The organism is Micromonospora sp. NPDC049004 (genome assembly GCF_040649315.1).
Lineage (GTDB): Bacteria > Actinomycetota > Actinomycetes > Mycobacteriales > Micromonosporaceae > Micromonospora.
In genome coordinates this window covers 199,147-213,265 of the sequence record NZ_JBEZFG010000008.1, presented here as the reverse complement: position 1 = coordinate 213,265, position 14,119 = coordinate 199,147, and the positions used below count along the sequence as shown (strand labels likewise).

Annotated in this window: 14 protein-coding genes; 5 read left to right on the top strand and 9 right to left on the bottom strand. The window is 71.8% G+C overall.

Translation table 11 applies throughout. From position 1 onward, the window contains the following. The first annotated feature begins 35 nt into the window (after window positions 1-35). From AB0B97_RS24130 to AB0B97_RS24120, 3 genes are all read left to right on the top strand, one after another. A complete protein-coding gene (locus AB0B97_RS24130; RefSeq protein WP_357496611.1) occupies window positions 36-1,793 on the top strand; it encodes an NAD+ synthase in 1,758 nt (585 codons plus the stop codon). 175 nt (window positions 1,794-1,968) lie between these two features. Beyond that, on the top strand, window positions 1,969-2,814 hold the full coding sequence (panB, locus tag AB0B97_RS24125) for a 3-methyl-2-oxobutanoate hydroxymethyltransferase (RefSeq protein ID WP_357496609.1): 846 nt from the start codon (window positions 1,969-1,971) through the stop codon (window positions 2,812-2,814). 73 nt (window positions 2,815-2,887) lie between these two features. Next, window positions 2,888-4,138 carry a DUF222 domain-containing protein gene (locus AB0B97_RS24120; protein WP_357496607.1) on the top strand — a complete coding sequence of 417 codons (1,251 nt, stop codon included), beginning with the start codon at window positions 2,888-2,890 and terminating at the stop codon, window positions 4,136-4,138. 214 nt (window positions 4,139-4,352) lie between these two features. On the opposite strand, the gene AB0B97_RS24115 is transcribed toward AB0B97_RS24120, so the two are convergent. The 5 genes from AB0B97_RS24115 to AB0B97_RS24095 all read right to left on the bottom strand — a co-directional run bounded on the left by AB0B97_RS24115 (window position 4,353) and on the right by AB0B97_RS24095 (window position 8,513). Next, window positions 4,353-4,703, bottom strand: a complete 351-nt coding sequence (locus AB0B97_RS24115; RefSeq protein ID WP_357496605.1) for a hypothetical protein — start codon at window positions 4,701-4,703, stop codon at window positions 4,353-4,355. Between the two features lie 121 nt (window positions 4,704-4,824). Further along, complete coding sequence (gene npdG, locus AB0B97_RS24110; protein WP_007463329.1) at window positions 4,825-5,523, bottom strand: NADPH-dependent F420 reductase; 699 nt, start codon at window positions 5,521-5,523, stop codon at window positions 4,825-4,827. A gap of 232 nt (window positions 5,524-5,755) precedes the next feature. Then, window positions 5,756-7,186 carry an RNB domain-containing ribonuclease gene (locus AB0B97_RS24105; RefSeq protein WP_357496603.1) on the bottom strand — a complete coding sequence of 477 codons (1,431 nt, stop codon included), beginning with the start codon at window positions 7,184-7,186 and terminating at the stop codon, window positions 5,756-5,758. Between the two features lie 86 nt (window positions 7,187-7,272). Further along, entirely contained in the window at window positions 7,273-8,226 is a 954-nt protein-coding gene (locus tag AB0B97_RS24100; RefSeq protein ID WP_357496601.1) for a histone, read from the bottom strand. An 83-nt stretch (window positions 8,227-8,309) separates the two neighbouring features. Further along, window positions 8,310-8,513, bottom strand: coding sequence for a hypothetical protein (locus tag AB0B97_RS24095; protein WP_357496599.1), 204 nt, complete (start codon window positions 8,511-8,513; stop codon window positions 8,310-8,312). Window positions 8,514-8,763: 250 nt separating this feature from the next. Between AB0B97_RS24095 and AB0B97_RS24090 the strand changes: the two genes are divergently transcribed. Then, window positions 8,764-9,261: an NUDIX domain-containing protein gene (locus AB0B97_RS24090; protein WP_357496597.1), complete on the top strand. Its 498-nt coding sequence runs from the start codon at window positions 8,764-8,766 to the stop codon at window positions 9,259-9,261. A gap of 9 nt (window positions 9,262-9,270) precedes the next feature. Here the strand turns inward: AB0B97_RS24090 and AB0B97_RS24085 are convergent, their stop codons facing one another. Together AB0B97_RS24085 and AB0B97_RS24080 are read right to left on the bottom strand one after the other, a co-directional pair. After that, window positions 9,271-10,137, bottom strand: coding sequence for an AraC family transcriptional regulator (locus AB0B97_RS24085; RefSeq protein WP_234586506.1), 867 nt, complete (start codon window positions 10,135-10,137; stop codon window positions 9,271-9,273). Window positions 10,138-10,302: 165 nt separating this feature from the next. Then, window positions 10,303-10,890 (bottom strand): GNAT family N-acetyltransferase, encoded by a 588-nt coding sequence (locus tag AB0B97_RS24080; protein WP_357496595.1) that lies wholly within the window; start codon window positions 10,888-10,890, stop codon window positions 10,303-10,305. Window positions 10,891-10,956: 66 nt separating this feature from the next. Here AB0B97_RS24080 and AB0B97_RS24075 point away from each other — a divergent pair, with 66 nt between their 5' ends. Further along, the gene (locus AB0B97_RS24075) at window positions 10,957-11,841 is read left to right on the top strand and encodes a transglutaminase domain-containing protein (protein WP_357496593.1); all 885 of its coding nucleotides are present in this window, start codon (window positions 10,957-10,959) and stop codon (window positions 11,839-11,841) included. On the opposite strand, the gene AB0B97_RS24070 is transcribed toward AB0B97_RS24075, so the two are convergent. Next, window positions 11,828-12,769, bottom strand: a complete 942-nt coding sequence (locus tag AB0B97_RS24070; RefSeq protein WP_357496591.1) for a redoxin family protein — start codon at window positions 12,767-12,769, stop codon at window positions 11,828-11,830. The genes AB0B97_RS24075 and AB0B97_RS24070 overlap by 14 nt on opposite strands. Beyond that, complete coding sequence (locus AB0B97_RS24065) at window positions 12,770-13,996, bottom strand: epoxide hydrolase family protein (protein ID WP_357496589.1); 1,227 nt, start codon at window positions 13,994-13,996, stop codon at window positions 12,770-12,772. Window positions 13,997-14,119 lie beyond the last annotated feature (123 nt).

Genomic DNA, 14,119 nt, shown 5'->3' with positions numbered 1-14,119 from the left:
GGATTGCTCCGGCCTTGCTGGGGCAAGATGAGGACATGCCCACCCTGCGTCTCGCCCTGTCCCAGGTCAACCCGAGCGTCGGCGACCTCGCCGGCAATGCCGACCTGGTCCGCAGCTGGACCCGCCAGGCCGCCGACGCCGGCGCCCAGCTCGTGCTCTTTCCGGAGATGATGCTGACCGGCTACCCGGTCGAGGATCTGGTCTTTCGGCGTTCCTTCGTCGCCGCGTCCCAGGCCGCCGTCGAGCGGCTCGCCGCCGACCTGGCCGACGACGGTCTCGGTGACCTCCCGGTCGTCGTCGGCTACCTGGACGCCGACGGGCCGCCGCAGGTCAGCGGGGACGCCGAGCCGGGCCGGGGTGCGCGCAACGCCGCCGCGCTGCTGCACCGGGGCACTGTGGTGGCCCGCTACTTCAAGCACCACCTGCCCAACTACGGCGTCTTCGACGAGGACCGCTACTTCGTCTCGGGCGACCAGCTGACCGTGGTGCGGATCGGCGGGGTGGACGTCGCGCTGACCATCTGCGAGGACCTGTGGCAGGCCGGCGGGCCGTTCGCCGCCGCCCGGCAGGCCGGCGTCGGCCTGGTGGTCAACATCAACGGTTCGCCGTACGAGCTGAACAAGGACGACATCCGGCTGCCACTGGTTCGCCGCCGGGCCGCCGAGGCGAACGCGGTCATCGCGTACGTCAACATGATCGGCGGCCAGGACGAGCTGGTCTTCGAGGGCGACTCGATGATCGTCGCCTCGGACGGCGAACTGCTCACCCGCGCCCCGCAGTTCGTCGAGCACCTGCTCGTGCACGATGTCGAACTGCCGGCCGCGACCACGGCCCCGGGCAGCCAGAACGTCGCGGACGGCATGCGGGTGGCTCATTACACGCTGGACGTGATCCCGCCCGCGCCGACCGGCCCGGCCGCCGCCGGCGGGCTGATCGAGCCGGTGGCCGACGAGGCCGAGGTGTGGCACGCGCTGGTGCTCGGCCTGCGCGACTACGTCAACAAGAACCGGTTCGCGTCGGTGGTGCTCGGCCTCTCCGGTGGCATCGACTCGGCGGTGGTGGCCGCCCTCGCCGTCGACGCGCTCGGTCCGGACCGGGTGGTCGGGGTGTCGCTGCCCAGCCAGCACTCCTCCGAGCACTCCCGTGAGGACGCCGCCGACCTGGCCAAGCGCACCGGGCTGGACTACCGCGTCGAGCCGATCCAGCCGATGGTGGACGCCTTCCTCGCCAACCTGTCGCTGTCCGGGATCGCCGTGGAGAACCTCCAGGCCCGGGTACGCGGCGTCATCCTGATGGCGCTGTCGAACCAGGAGGGCCACCTGGTGCTCACCACCGGCAACAAGAGCGAGCTGGCGGTCGGCTACTCCACCCTGTACGGCGACTCGGTGGGCGGCTTCAACCCGATCAAGGATGTCTGGAAGACGCTGGTCTGGCGGCTGGCGAAGTGGCGCAACGCGGACGCGGCCCGCCGCGGCGACACCGCCCCGATCCCGGAGAACTCGATCGGCAAGCCGCCGAGCGCCGAGCTGAGCCCGGGCCAGCTCGACAGCGATTCCCTGCCCGACTACGACGTGCTGGACCCGATCCTCATCGGTTACGTCGACGGCGACCTGGGCCGCGACGGGCTGGTCGAGTCGGGCCACGACCCGGCAGTGGTCGACAAGGTGCTGCGGCTGGTGGATACCGCCGAGTACAAGCGACGCCAGTCGGCGCCCGGCACGAAGATCTCCATGAAGGCGTTCGGCCGCGACCGTCGACTGCCGATCACCAACCGGTGGCGCGAGCACGGCTGACCTCGTACACCCGGGTCGGGTTCACCGGACCCGGCCCGGCGCGGTGCGGCGGGCCCGGTGCGCGACGGTCGTGAGTGACATCTTCCACTGGGCTCTGCCGTCGCCGGGCCTGGCGGTGCGACGATCGCGACGGAACCCGGGGACCGCGCAGGCGGCCTCGAGGAAGGAGACAGTCATGACCGAGTCCACTCCGAACGAGGTGACCGCGCTGTACGGCGGACCGGCCACCCGTCGGGTCCGCACCCGCGACCTGATCGCCGCCAAGGAGCGTGGCGAGCGGTGGCCGATGCTCACCTCGTACGACCAGTACACGGCGGGGATCTTCGACCGGGCCGGCGTGCCGGTGCTGCTGGTCGGCGACTCGGCCGCGAACAACGTGTTCGGCTACGAGACCACCCTGCCGGTGACCGCCGACGACCTGCTCCCGCTGGTACGGGCCGTGGTGCGCTCGACCCGGCAGGCCCTCGTCGTGGGTGACCTGCCCTTCGGCTCGTACGAGGAGGGCCCGACCCAGGCGCTGCGCACCGCCGTCCGGTTCATGAAGGAGGGCGGCTGCCACGCGGTGAAGCTGGAGGGCGGCCGACGCTGCGCCGCGCAGATCGCCGCGATCGTCGGCGCCGGCATCCCGGTGATGGCGCACATCGGCTTCACCCCGCAGAGTGAGCACACCCTGGGCGGCTACCGCGTGCAGGGCCGGGGCGACACGGCCGACGAGGTGCTGGCCGACGCGCGGGCGGTGGCCGAGGCTGGCGCGTTCGCGGTGGTGCTGGAGATGGTGCCGGGTGAGGTGGCCAAGCAGATCACCCACGAACTGGCGATCCCCACTGTCGGCATCGGCGCCGGCCCGGACACCGACGCCCAGGTGCTGGTCTGGCAGGACATGGCCGGCCTGCGCACCGGCAAGGCCCCGCGCTTCGTGAAGCGCTACGCCGAGCTGGCCGACGTCCTCACCGACGCCACCCGCCGTTTCGCCGACGAGGTCCGTGGCGGCGAGTTCCCGAGCGCCGAACACACCTTCTAGAGCGGTCCGGGCCGTGACGAATCAATCGATCTTGGTCGCTGAAAGTGTCGTACAGGTGTTCTAGTCTCGGGTCATGATGGAGGGGTTGGCGCAGGCAGAGGCCACGGTCACGGCCTGCGCCGACTCGGCCGCCTGGGCTCTGCCCGAGCAGGGCCTGATCGCCGCGCTCGACGCCGCGCACCGCGTCGAGCAGCGTCTCGCCGCCATCAAGCTGGCCCTGATCCGCGAGCTCGACTGTCGCGGCACGCCCATCGCGCAGGGCGCGTCCTCCACGGCGGTGTGGCTGCGCGAACGCCTGCACCTCACCGTCCCCACCGCCCGCCGCCTCGTCGACCTGGCCACCACCCTCGACACCGGCAACCCCGGTGTACGACAGGCGCTGGCCGACGCCGACATCACCCTCGACCAGGCGCGCGTCATCGCCGACACCGTCACCACCGTCGAGAGCGCCGCAGGCAGCGCGGCCGCCGACAAGGCCGTCGGCCTGCTGGTCGAGTGGGCCGGGCAGTTCGACCCGACCCTGCTGCGCAAACTCGGCACCCGCATCCTCGACCACGTCGCACCCGACGTCGCCGACCGAGCCGCCCAGGCCGCCCTGGACGCCGAGGATCGCCGAGCCGCCCGCGACCGCCACATCACCATCTCCACCCTCACCGACGGCCGGCTGCGCCTCACCGGCACCCTCGACACCGAGACCGCCGGCCTGCTCCGCGCGGCCATCGACCCCCTGACCGCGCCCACCGGCCCCGACGACCAACGCTCCCCCGGCCAACGCCGCCACGACGCCCTCGGCGACCTGTGCCGACTCAGCCTGCGTACCGGCGAGCTACCCGAACACGGCGGCGAGCCCGCACAGATCGTCGTCACCACCAGCTACGACAACCTCGGCCGGCAGCTCGGCGCAGGCACGTTGGACACCGGTTTCGACCTCGCTCCGGAGACCGTGCGGCGCCTCGCCTGCGACGCCGCCATCCTGCCCGCCGTCCTCGGCAGCACCAGCCAGACCCTCGACGTCGGCCGGCAACGCCGCCTCATCACCGGCCCACTCCGCCGCGCACTCGTCCTGCGCGACCGCGGCTGCGCCTTCCCCGGCTGCGACCGCCCACCCCGCTGGTGCGACGCCCACCACATCCACCACTGGGCCGACGGCGGCGACACCAGCCTGACCAACGCCGTGCTGCTCTGCGGCCACCACCACCGACACGTCCACCACGGCGACTGGGCCGTCCGATTGGCCGCCGACGGCCACCCCGACTTCATCCCACCCGCCTGGCTCGACCCCGAACAGATCCCCCGCCGCAACCACTACCACCGGAGGACGTGACCACCGAGACAGCCGATCATCCCGGTCCGTCGTGGGGCTTCCTCTCGATTCGGGCATGCCTCGGTGGCACGGCGAGGGCCACCGTTCAGCCTCGTGAGCTGCTGGCCAGACGCTGCGCGTCTGTGATCTGACAAGGGTGCAGCCTGCCGGCGCATGGGCCGAGCCGCCCGGCCGCAACGCGGCCGAGCATGGGCGGCTCGATCGGTAGCGACACCTAGTTCTCGCGCACCTCGCGGGTGTCGGTCAGGTCGAGGTACGCCAGCAGCCGCAATAGCCCGCTCACATGCGACAGGTCGTGCCACAGCGACACGACGCCCTCCGGATCATCCCGTTGCAGGAGGCTCGTCAGCTCTGCGAGGTCGTCGCTACTCTGCCCGCAGTCGATCTCCGATTCGGGCCGCTGAACCATGCCGAATGCCGAACTCAGGTCCACGTTCCAGTAGTAGTCAACGTCGAGCTGCGACAGCTCGATCTGCGGACCGAATCGGCTCTCCGCCTCGTCCAGGAGCATCGAGCACGCTCGGCGCAGATCCGCGATCCTCAACACCGCATCAGCATCGGTCACGCCGCATGGTCCCTCCGGGCGCTGTCATCTGACCAGCCGATTCAGAGCGACCGGGCGGGCCCTGGCCGTCCGGCCAAGAGCCGTGCGCCCGGCCGGCCCTGCCCGGAGCGGACGGACGCTGTCAGAGGTCGGTGACGCGGATGCCGGCGTGCGCCTTGTAGCGCTTGTTGATGGCGATCAGATTCGCGGTGAACGCCTCGATCTGGTGGGCGTTGCGCAGCCGGCCGGCGTAGATGCCGCGCATCCCGGGAATCCGGGCGGCGAGCGCGCCGACGATGTCCACGAGCTCCCGGTCTTCGGTGCAGATCAGCACGTCGAGGTCGATCCGGTCGACCTCGGGGTCGGCCAGCAGCGGGGCGCTGACGTGGTTGAACGCGGCGCAGACGCGGGAGTCGGGCAGCAGCGCGGCGGCCTGCTGGACGGCGCTGCCCTCGGCGACGGTGAGGGCGTACGGGCCCTGCTTGTCGAAGCCCAGCGGGTTGACGCAGTCGACGACGATCGTGCCGGCGAGCGGCTCGGCGAGGGCGGCGACGGTGGCGGCGTGCCCGTCCCACGGGACCGCGATGATCACGACGTCGCTGCGACGGGCCACCTCGTCGTTGGCCGCGCCGGTGATGCGGACGTCGGCCGGCATCCGGGGCAGAGCGGCGATCTCGGCGGCGGACTCGGCGGCCCGCTCCGCCGATCGGGAGCCGATCAGCACCGTCTGCCCGGCCCGGGCGAGCCGGTAGGCGAGGCCACGGCCCTGATCGCCGGTGCCGCCGATGATGCCGACCGTCAGCCCGGACACGTCGGGCAGCGTGCTCGCGTCGTATGCCATGGGCTCATCCTCGCAAACCGCCCGGTCCGTCAGCAGCGCCGGCCGCTGTGACAATCCCCGCTACCCGACCGCCCGCCGACGAAGCCCCGCCGACGTGGTCAGCCAGACCCGCCGGCACGGCCGCCCAGGAACAGCCGGCACCGCCCAGCCAGACGAGCCCGACACCGCCCACCAGCAACCGCCGACGACGCCAGCCAGGACCAGCCGACAGGGCACGGCAGGAACAGCCGGTTCAGGCCAGCTCGAACAGCACCGTGCGGGCCGTCGGGTCGGCGGTGACCAGGCGCACCCGGACCCGTTCGCCGAGCGGCAGCGCACCGAGGCAGCGGCCACGGACCGGTGGGGCGTCCAGGGCCACCGTTCCGCCGGGCGGGCGGGGTCGGGACTTGCCGTTGGGTGGGGCGTCCACGTCGAGCACCGCCGCGTCGAAGGTCTCCCCCACCCGGTGCTCCAGCAGCACCGCCTCGGTGAGCTCGACGGCGCCGCGGCTGGCCGCCGAGGCGGTCCGGTCGGTGCTGGCCATCACCTCGGGCAGCCGGGGCAGCGCCGCTCGGGCCCAGTCGGGCACCTCGCGGCCCGCGTGCAGGGCCAGGCAGACCTCGGTGGCGTACCGGTCGGCGAGGCGCCGCAACGGCGCCGTGACATGGGCGTACGCGGCGGCCACCCCGCCGTGCTCCGGCTGCTCCGGCCGGGCGCCGTCGAAGGCGGTGTACGCGGCGCCACGCATCAACTCTGCCGCCTGGTCGATGAACGCGGCGGAACGCGGCTGCGCGGCGTCCAGGCCGGCGATCACCTCACCGGGGCCCGCGCCGTCCGGCCAGTGCACGCCCAGCGGGGCGGCGGCCGCCCGCAGGCGTTGCACCGCCTCCGGCTTCGGCGGTGGCATCGTCCGCAGCAGGCCCACCCCGCCGGCCAGCATGATGTCGGCGGCGGCCATCCCGGTCAGCAGCGAGATCTGCGCGTTGTGCTCCTCCATCGGCACCGGCCCGCGCAGCACCAGCCGCCAGCCGTCGCCGTCGGGCTCCACGTCCTGCTCGGGCAGCGGCAGGTTGATGGCGCCCCGGCGCAGCCCCCGGGCGGTCAGCCGCTCGCCGATCTCGGGCAGCAGCGCGATCGGCTCGGGCAGCCGACCGGCGTCGGCGGCCGCCTGCACCCCGGTGTAGTCGAGCTTCGCCCGGCTGCGCACCAGGGCGCGCTCCAGCTCGACGGCCACGGTGCCGCCGTCGGCGTCCAGGTCGATGGTCCACACCACGGCCGCCCGGTCGTCGTCGGGCAGCAGACTGGCCGCGCCCTCGCTGAGCGTCACCGGGTGCAGCGGCACGTTGCCGTCCGGCAGGTAGACCGTCTGCCCGCGTCGCCAGGTCTCCTCCTCGAGCGCGCCGCCCGGATCGACGTGCGCGGCGACGTCCGCGATCGCGTACCGCACGCGGTAGCCGCCGCCCGGCCGGCGGGCCAGGTGCATCGCCTGGTCCAGGTCACGCGAGGTGGCCGGGTCGACAGTGACGAACGGGACGTCGGTGCGGTCGACGGACGGCCGGGGCGGCGCGGCAGCCGCCGCGTCGGCCTCCCGTTGGGCGTCCGCCGGGAAGCCCTCGGGCAGACCGAGTTCGCGGCGCAGCGCGCCGAAGTCGATGCGGGGCGCGAGTACGCGTCGGATGACCACGGGTCAATCCTGACAGCGCCGCCGGTGATCCGCTTCCGGTGACCGGCCGAGATCTCCGTCGGTGTCGAGTCGAGGCCGCCGTGCGCTCAGCCGGTCGCCTTCCGGGCGGTGCTGCGCGTACCCCGGGGGGTGGTGGCTCGTGCGGCGACCGGGCGGGCGGGTGACTTGCGGGCGGTCACCTTGCGGGCCGGAGCCTTGGCAGCGGTGGTCTTCTTCGCCGGGGCCTTCTTCGCCGCCGCCTTGCGGGCGGTGGTCGACGAGGTGCCGGTCGCTTTCTTCGCCGGGGCGTTGCGGGCGCCGCCGCTCGGGCGGGTGGAAGCGGTCTTCTTCGCCGCCGTCTTCTTCGCGGGGGCCTTCTTCGCCGCCGTCTTTTTCGCCGGGGCCTTCTTGGCTGCCGTCTTCTTCGCCGTGGACGCCTTGGTCGCGACCTTGCGCGCGGGCGCCTTCGCGGCGGCGGTGGTCCTCTTCGCCGCCGACGCCGTGGTCTTCTTCGCCGCGCCTGTCGTCTTCTTCGCAGCGCTTGTCGTCTTCTTGGCGGCGCCTGTCGTCTTCTTCGCCGTACCCGTCGTCCGGCTCGCGGCGGTGGTGCTCTTGCGCGCCGGGGACGTCGAGGTCCGCTTCGCGGCGGTGGTCGTCTTGCGGGTGGCGGGTGAGGTGCCGGCCGACGCCTTCTTGGCCGGCGCCTTCCTGGCCGCCGCGCTGGTCCGGGTCGTGGCCTTCTTCGCCGCTGCGGTCTTCTTCGCCGCCGCGGTCTTGACGGCGGCGGTGGTGGCCGTCCTGGTGGGGGCGGCCTTGCTCGCGGTGGTCTTGGTCGCGGTCTTCTTCGCCGGGGCCTTCTTCGCCGCCGTGGTGGTCTTCCCGGCCGGGGCACGCCCCGCGCCGCCGGCCGCCTTGCGGGCCGGCGCCTTCGCGGCGGCCGTGGTGGACTTGCGTACGGGGGTGGTCCGGCTCGCCGCCGTGTTGCGTTCCGCCGCGGCGGTCTTCTTCGCGGTGGTGCGCCGGACTGTCGGACGGGTGGTGGCCTGCTGTGCTTCGGCCATCGTGGTTTCCTCCTCGGGGGACGTGCTCTCGCGTGCGTCCTCGCGGAGCACGAACTACCGCGACGCGGGCCGTCCCGCGCCGTCTACCTGTCCTCCCCGGCCCAACGGGCGTCCTCGGCCTCCCACGCCTCGTTCCGCTCCTGCACTCGCTGCAGGGCGTTCTCCGCGTCGGCCGCCGAGTTGTACGGGCCGAGGACGTGCTTCGCCGGACACACGTCGGCGTCCGTCTCGACCCGGTGATGCCGGGTGCACCAGTAGAACTGCCCTTTACGTTCGCTGTCGCTCATGGCAATCACTGTGCACCGCGAACCGGCTGACCGCCACCGGATCACACAAGTCGCCGAACCCTCTCCACAGTAGAGACGCTTACCGCGCTGCGGGCGAAAACACCGAAAGAAGTGCAGGTGGGGGCACTGGCCACGCGAAAAAGCCGGGGGAGTACGCGCGCTCTCGTCGTACCGTCGCCTGGTCGGGCTGAGCGCGACGCGGCGTCGACGGGACGGCGGCGGCCGCCCACGCGCGGCCTATGATCACCCGATGGCGGTACCGGACTACATCGTGGGGATGCGCAAACACGTCGGCCACGACCTGCTGTGGCTGCCCAGCGTCAGCGCGGTGATCCGCAACGACGCCGGCGAGCTGCTGCTGGGCCAGCGCTCCGACGACGGACGGTGGTCGGTGATCAGCGGTTTCGTCGAGCCGGGCGAGCAGCCGGCCACGGCGCTCGTCCGGGAGGTACGGGAGGAGACGGGCCTGGACGTGGCGCCGGTACGCCTGTCCAGTGCCGTCTCGCACCCGCACACCTACCCCAACGGGGACCACTGCGAATACCTGAACCTGGGTTTCGTCTGCCGGGTCGTGGCCGGCACCGCCCGGGTCAACGACGACGAGTCGCTGGCCGTGCGGTGGTTCGACGTGGATCGGCTGCCCGAGTTGGACAAGCACGCGCTGCTGGTCCTCGCCTACGCGCTGCGCGAGAACCAGTCGGCCGGCTACCTGCCGCCCGGTACGACCTGGGACGACGTCCCCGACTGAGCCGCCCCGTCAGGACGCGACCCGTTCGACGGGGATCCACAGCTCGGCGTCCGCCGTGGTCCCGTCCGCCGACACCCGGACCCGGGAGATCTCCGGTCCCGGCCGGCTGCGGTACGGGTTGGACGGGAACCACTGGGTGAAGACGTCCCGCCACAGGTACTGCACTGCCTGCGGAAACGCTCCGGAGGTGGTGAACACGGCCCACGTTCCGGCCGCCACCGGCAGCGCGTCCAGGTCCTGCGGTGGCGTGGCGCCGGTGACCGCCCCGTGCCAGTAGTCCAACTCGCTGCCCTCGGCCCGACCGTCGGCGAGGTTGTCGCTGACGTTGACGATCCCGGTCGGTTCCTGATCGGAGAGCGCCTCGATCCGGGCGGTCGTCTCCGCGTCGATGCTGCGGATGAACGCGACGATCGCCGGGTTCATCCCCTCGTGCACCAGCGGGACGCGGGCCTTGCGCCCCACCAGCGCGAACGCGTCCTTCGTGACGATGCGGTACTCCATGCTGCCACTCCCTTCCACGGTGAGTCGGAAGGACATCCGGGGCTGGGCGCGCAGCGCTGCCTGCGTACGCCGAGCTTCTCCCGGCCCCACGCCGTGCACGGCGTGGAACGCCCGGGCGAACGCCTCGGCCGATCCGTAGCCGTGGCGCACGGCGACGTCGAGCAACGTCCGCTCCCCCGCCAGCACGTCCGCCCCGGCGACGGTGAGCCGACGCCGACGGATGTACTCCGACAGCGGCATGCCGGCCAGCGCGGAGAACAGCCGCCGGAAGTGGTACTCCGACGTCAGCGCGATCCGGGCCAGGTCGGCCACCTCGATCTGCTGGTCGAGGTGCCGCTCGATGTGCGCCATGGCCTCGTTGAGCCGCTCCAGCACCCGGGCCTCCTTCCCTTACGAGCAGCAACGCTAGGCGGCAGGCCAGGTGGCCCACCCGACATCCGGTGCCCGCATCGGTCGGGTCAGGTGGACGGAAACTGTCCAAGATCGGGCGGCCGGCCGCGCCAGCTCGCGGTCCGGGGTTGATCCGCCAACCAGGACGTCTCAGCGGGGCGACTGTTGCATGATCCAGGTCGGCACGGGCTCGGGCAGCGAACCCAGTGCCTCCCAGCCGGCGCGGCGGTACAGCTCGACGTTGGCCGGGTTGCTGGTCTCCAGGATCGCCGGCAGGCCGTCAGCGGCGGCGCGGGCCAGCCCGGCCCGCATGACCGCGCGGCCCCAGCCACGTCCGGCACTGTCCGGGTGGGTGCCGAGGACACCGAGATACCAGAACGGGTACGTCGGCAGGGCCGCGTGCACGGCCTCGTCGTAGCCCTGGACGCGGGCCCGCACGTCAGCGGGGTATCGCGCCTCCGCAGGCGATCCGTGCCCGGCCGCCGGGGATCCGGTCGAGGGCTCGGCCGGGGGCTCCCAGATGGCGACGGACGCACCGCCACCTGTCATCCAGATCGACGACCGGTGCACCCGCTTGTCGAAGAGGTCCCCGAAGAAGGTGGCGGCGTGGCGCGGGTAGGTCTCATCGTCGGGGAACAGGAACCGCAGGATGGGATCCTTGACGAACGCGGCGACCAGTGAACCGACCACCGCATCGCGGTCGGCTGAGGTGGCGATGGTGATCTCGGGCGCTGTCACAGCAGTCGACACTAGCCGGAAAAAGCGCCTTGACCCTGACACGGTGGCAGGACGAAGACTCGCCTCATGGACGTCGACAGCTACCGCAAGCACTCCCCGTACAGCGACCCGGGCCGGCATGCCGCTCTGCTCGACGCCGTGCCCGCCGACATCGCCACCGTGGCCGCGACCGCCCGCAACGTGATCGTCCACTACCGGGCCGGCGGCGTCGAGTTGCCCGGCGACCGGCTGGAGGAGGTGAACAGCCGCTGGGTGGAGCGCATTCTCGACACCGACCAGTCCCGCTTCGCCCTGCCCCTGCGCACCGAGCGCCCGGCCGTCGACCGGGTGGCCGGCTGCTGCCGGGACCACACGCTGCTCTCGGTCGCGCTGCTGCGTCAGCACGGCATCCCGAGCCGCAGCCGGGTCGGCTTCGCCTCCTACTTCACCCCCGGCTGGCACTACGATCACGTGCTGGTGGAGTACTGGAACGGCCACCGCTGGGTCTGGGCCGACCCGGAAATCGACCCGGCCGGCGACCGGCGGTTCGACGGCTACGACATCGATCCGACTGCGGGACTCTTCGACTCGGCGGCGCGGGTCTGGTCGGCGTACCGGGCCGGAACGATCGATCCCGACGTCTACGGCGTGGCCCCCGACCTGCCGGTCCACGGCGCCTGGTTCATCTACGACTACGTCCTGCACGAGCTGGCCCATCGGCGCAAGGACGAGTTGCTGCTGTGGGACAGCTTCGGCGCGATGACCGACGACCTCGCCGACGCCGACCTCACGCTCGCCGACGAGATCGCCGCGCTGCTGCTCAAGGCCGACGACGGCGACGAGGCCGCGGAAAAGGCGCTCGCCGACCGGTACGCCACCGACAGCCGTCTGCGTCCCGGCGCTCGGGTACGCAGCTTCTCACCGGTCTCCGACGCGGTGAGCACTGTCGATCTGCGCGTCAGCCGAAGGTGAAGGCGTACGCCTCGGCGCCGGGTTCGCCGAACGTGACCTCCAGGGTCCGCTCCCGGACCGCGCCGTCCTGGCGCACGAGCTGGTAGAGGCGGCCGTCCGCCAGCACGCCGTTGCCGTCCCCGTCGACGTCGACGCCGTGGGACGGGCCGGGGGCCTCGCCGTCGAGGAGCACCCGGAACGGGATCGACCGCCCCGTCCCGGGGGCCAGAACGAGATGCGCGTCCCGGGCGTGGAACCGGAAGGCGATGCTGCCGCCGGCCCGGCCGACCGCGACGTTCTCCGACCCGATCGTCCACTCGCCCGACAGGGCCCACTGGTTGAGGACCAGGCTCTCGGGGAGGTCGTAGGCGCGGCGTTCGTCGAGCGCGGGTCCGTTCGGCGACGCGAAGTGTTCGCCGCGACTGAACCCGAGGTACGTCTCGGGCGTCCGCAGACTGTCCCAGTCGGCCTCCGCCTCCGGGCCGAGCCCGTTGACGGGTACGGGGTCGCGCTCGACGCCGAGCAGGTGCTGGAGAACCCGCTCGGACTGCTCGTAGCGCCCCTCACCGAAGTGCTCGTCGCGGATGACCCCGTCGGTGTCGACGAAGTACAGCGCCGGCCAGTACTGGTTGGCGAAGGCACGCCAGATCGCGTAGTCGTTGTCGACCGCGACCGGGTAGTCGATCGAGCGCGCCGCGACCGCCCGGCGCACCCAGTCGACCTGGTGCTCGAAGCTGAACTCCGGCGTGTGCACCCCGACGACGACGAGGCCGTCGTCGCGGTAGGCCTGCGACCAGGCCCGGACGTACGGCTCCTGGCGCAGCCAGTTGATGCAGGTGAGCGTCCAGAAGTTCACCAGGACGACGCGCCCGCGCAGCTCGGCGGGGCCGAGTGGCTCGGAGTTGAGCCACTCGGCCGCCCCGTTGAACGGGGGCAGGTGCACGGCCATCTAGCGCAGCGACCGGAAGGCGGTGCGAAGCTCCTCGGAGAAGATCTTCGGCTGCTCCCAGGCCGCGAAGTGCCCGCCCACGTCGAGCTTGTTGTAGTAGATGAGGTTCGGGTACGCCTGCTCGGCCCAGCTCTGCGGGGCCTCGTACAGCTCGTCGGGGAAGACGCTCACCGCCACCGGCACGTTGACGCCCTTGGCGGCGAAGAACGAGAGCTTGTTCTCCGCGTACAGGCGGGACGCCGAGATCGCGGTGTTCGTCAGCCAGTAGAGCGAGATGTTGTCCAGGATGTCGTCGCGGGTCAGGCCCGCCTGGGCGCCCTCGAAGACCTGCGCGATCAGGGCCAGGCTCTTCGCGTCGTGGTCGAGCAGGAACGACGCCAGGCCGACCGGAGAGTCGGCCAGCGCGGTGAGCGTCTGCGGCCGCGTCGCCATCATGAGGGCGTACGCGACGTGCTTCCAGACGTAGTTGGCTTCCTCGGCGGCACGCATCTCGTCGGCGGACAGGCCGGAGGGCAGCGAGCCCATGGCGTTGTTCGCGCCGGTGGTGTCGCCCTGGAACAGCAGGTCGATCTCGGGTGGGATCGCACCGGGCATGTTGGTGTGGATGCCGAGCAGTTGCGGAGGGGCCTGCACGCCCATCTGGTCCACGATGACCGCGCCCCAGTCGCCGCCCTGGGCCACGAACCGGTCGTAGCCGAGACGCGTCATCAGCTCGGTCCAGGCGGTCGCGATCTTCTGCGGGTTCCACCCGGACTCGGTCGGCTTGCCGGAGAAGCCGTGGCCGGGCAACGACGGGATGACCAGGTGGAAGGCGTCCGACGCGCTCGCGCCGTGAGCGGTCGGGTTGGTCAACGGTTCGATGATCTTCATTTGCTCGATCACGGATCCGGGCCACCCGTGGGTGACGATGAGCGGCAGCGCATCCTCGTGCTTCGAGCGCACATGGATGAAGTGGATGTCCACCCCGTCGATGGTGGTCATGAACTGCGGTACGGCGTTCAGCCGTGATTCCACCTTGCGCCAGTCGTACTCATCTTCCCAGTACCGCGCGACGGCCTGGATCGTCGCGAGTGGCACGCCCTGCGACTGGTCGTCGACGATTTCCTTTTCCGGCCACCGCGTTGCCGCGATCCGTCGTTTCAGGTCGTCCAGGTCCGCCTGGGGGATTTCCACCGTGAACGGGCGGATCTCCGTGGTGCCGGGACGTGTCTTCGTCTTGACCGCCATGCGTGCTTCCTCTCTGTCTGAGTTCGCGCCTCGCGAGGGGAATCATGCGGTGAGGGCACTGCCCGGACTTGTGCGCCGATTTCGAGAAGGGCACGCCGCCGCCATATCTCGGAGCGTAAAACG

What these genes read in the sequence shown, in the direction of transcription:
- AB0B97_RS24130 (WP_357496611.1), top strand. Translation starts at nt 36, where the DNA reads ATGCCCACCCTGCGTCTCGCCCTGTCCCAGGTCAACCCGAGCGTCGGC.
- panB (WP_357496609.1), top strand. Translation starts at nt 1,969, where the DNA reads ATGACCGAGTCCACTCCGAACGAGGTGACCGCGCTGTACGGCGGACCG.
- AB0B97_RS24120 (WP_357496607.1), top strand. Translation starts at nt 2,888, where the DNA reads ATGATGGAGGGGTTGGCGCAGGCAGAGGCCACGGTCACGGCCTGCGCC.
- npdG (WP_007463329.1), bottom strand. Translation starts at nt 5,523, where the DNA reads ATGGCATACGACGCGAGCACGCTGCCCGACGTGTCCGGGCTGACGGTC.
- AB0B97_RS24100 (WP_357496601.1), bottom strand. Translation starts at nt 8,226, where the DNA reads ATGGCCGAAGCACAGCAGGCCACCACCCGTCCGACAGTCCGGCGCACC.
- AB0B97_RS24095 (WP_357496599.1), bottom strand. Translation starts at nt 8,513, where the DNA reads ATGAGCGACAGCGAACGTAAAGGGCAGTTCTACTGGTGCACCCGGCAT.
- AB0B97_RS24090 (WP_357496597.1), top strand. Translation starts at nt 8,764, where the DNA reads ATGGCGGTACCGGACTACATCGTGGGGATGCGCAAACACGTCGGCCAC.
- AB0B97_RS24075 (WP_357496593.1), top strand. Translation starts at nt 10,957, where the DNA reads ATGGACGTCGACAGCTACCGCAAGCACTCCCCGTACAGCGACCCGGGC.
- AB0B97_RS24070 (WP_357496591.1), bottom strand. Translation starts at nt 12,769, where the DNA reads ATGGCCGTGCACCTGCCCCCGTTCAACGGGGCGGCCGAGTGGCTCAAC.
- AB0B97_RS24065 (WP_357496589.1), bottom strand. Translation starts at nt 13,996, where the DNA reads ATGGCGGTCAAGACGAAGACACGTCCCGGCACCACGGAGATCCGCCCG.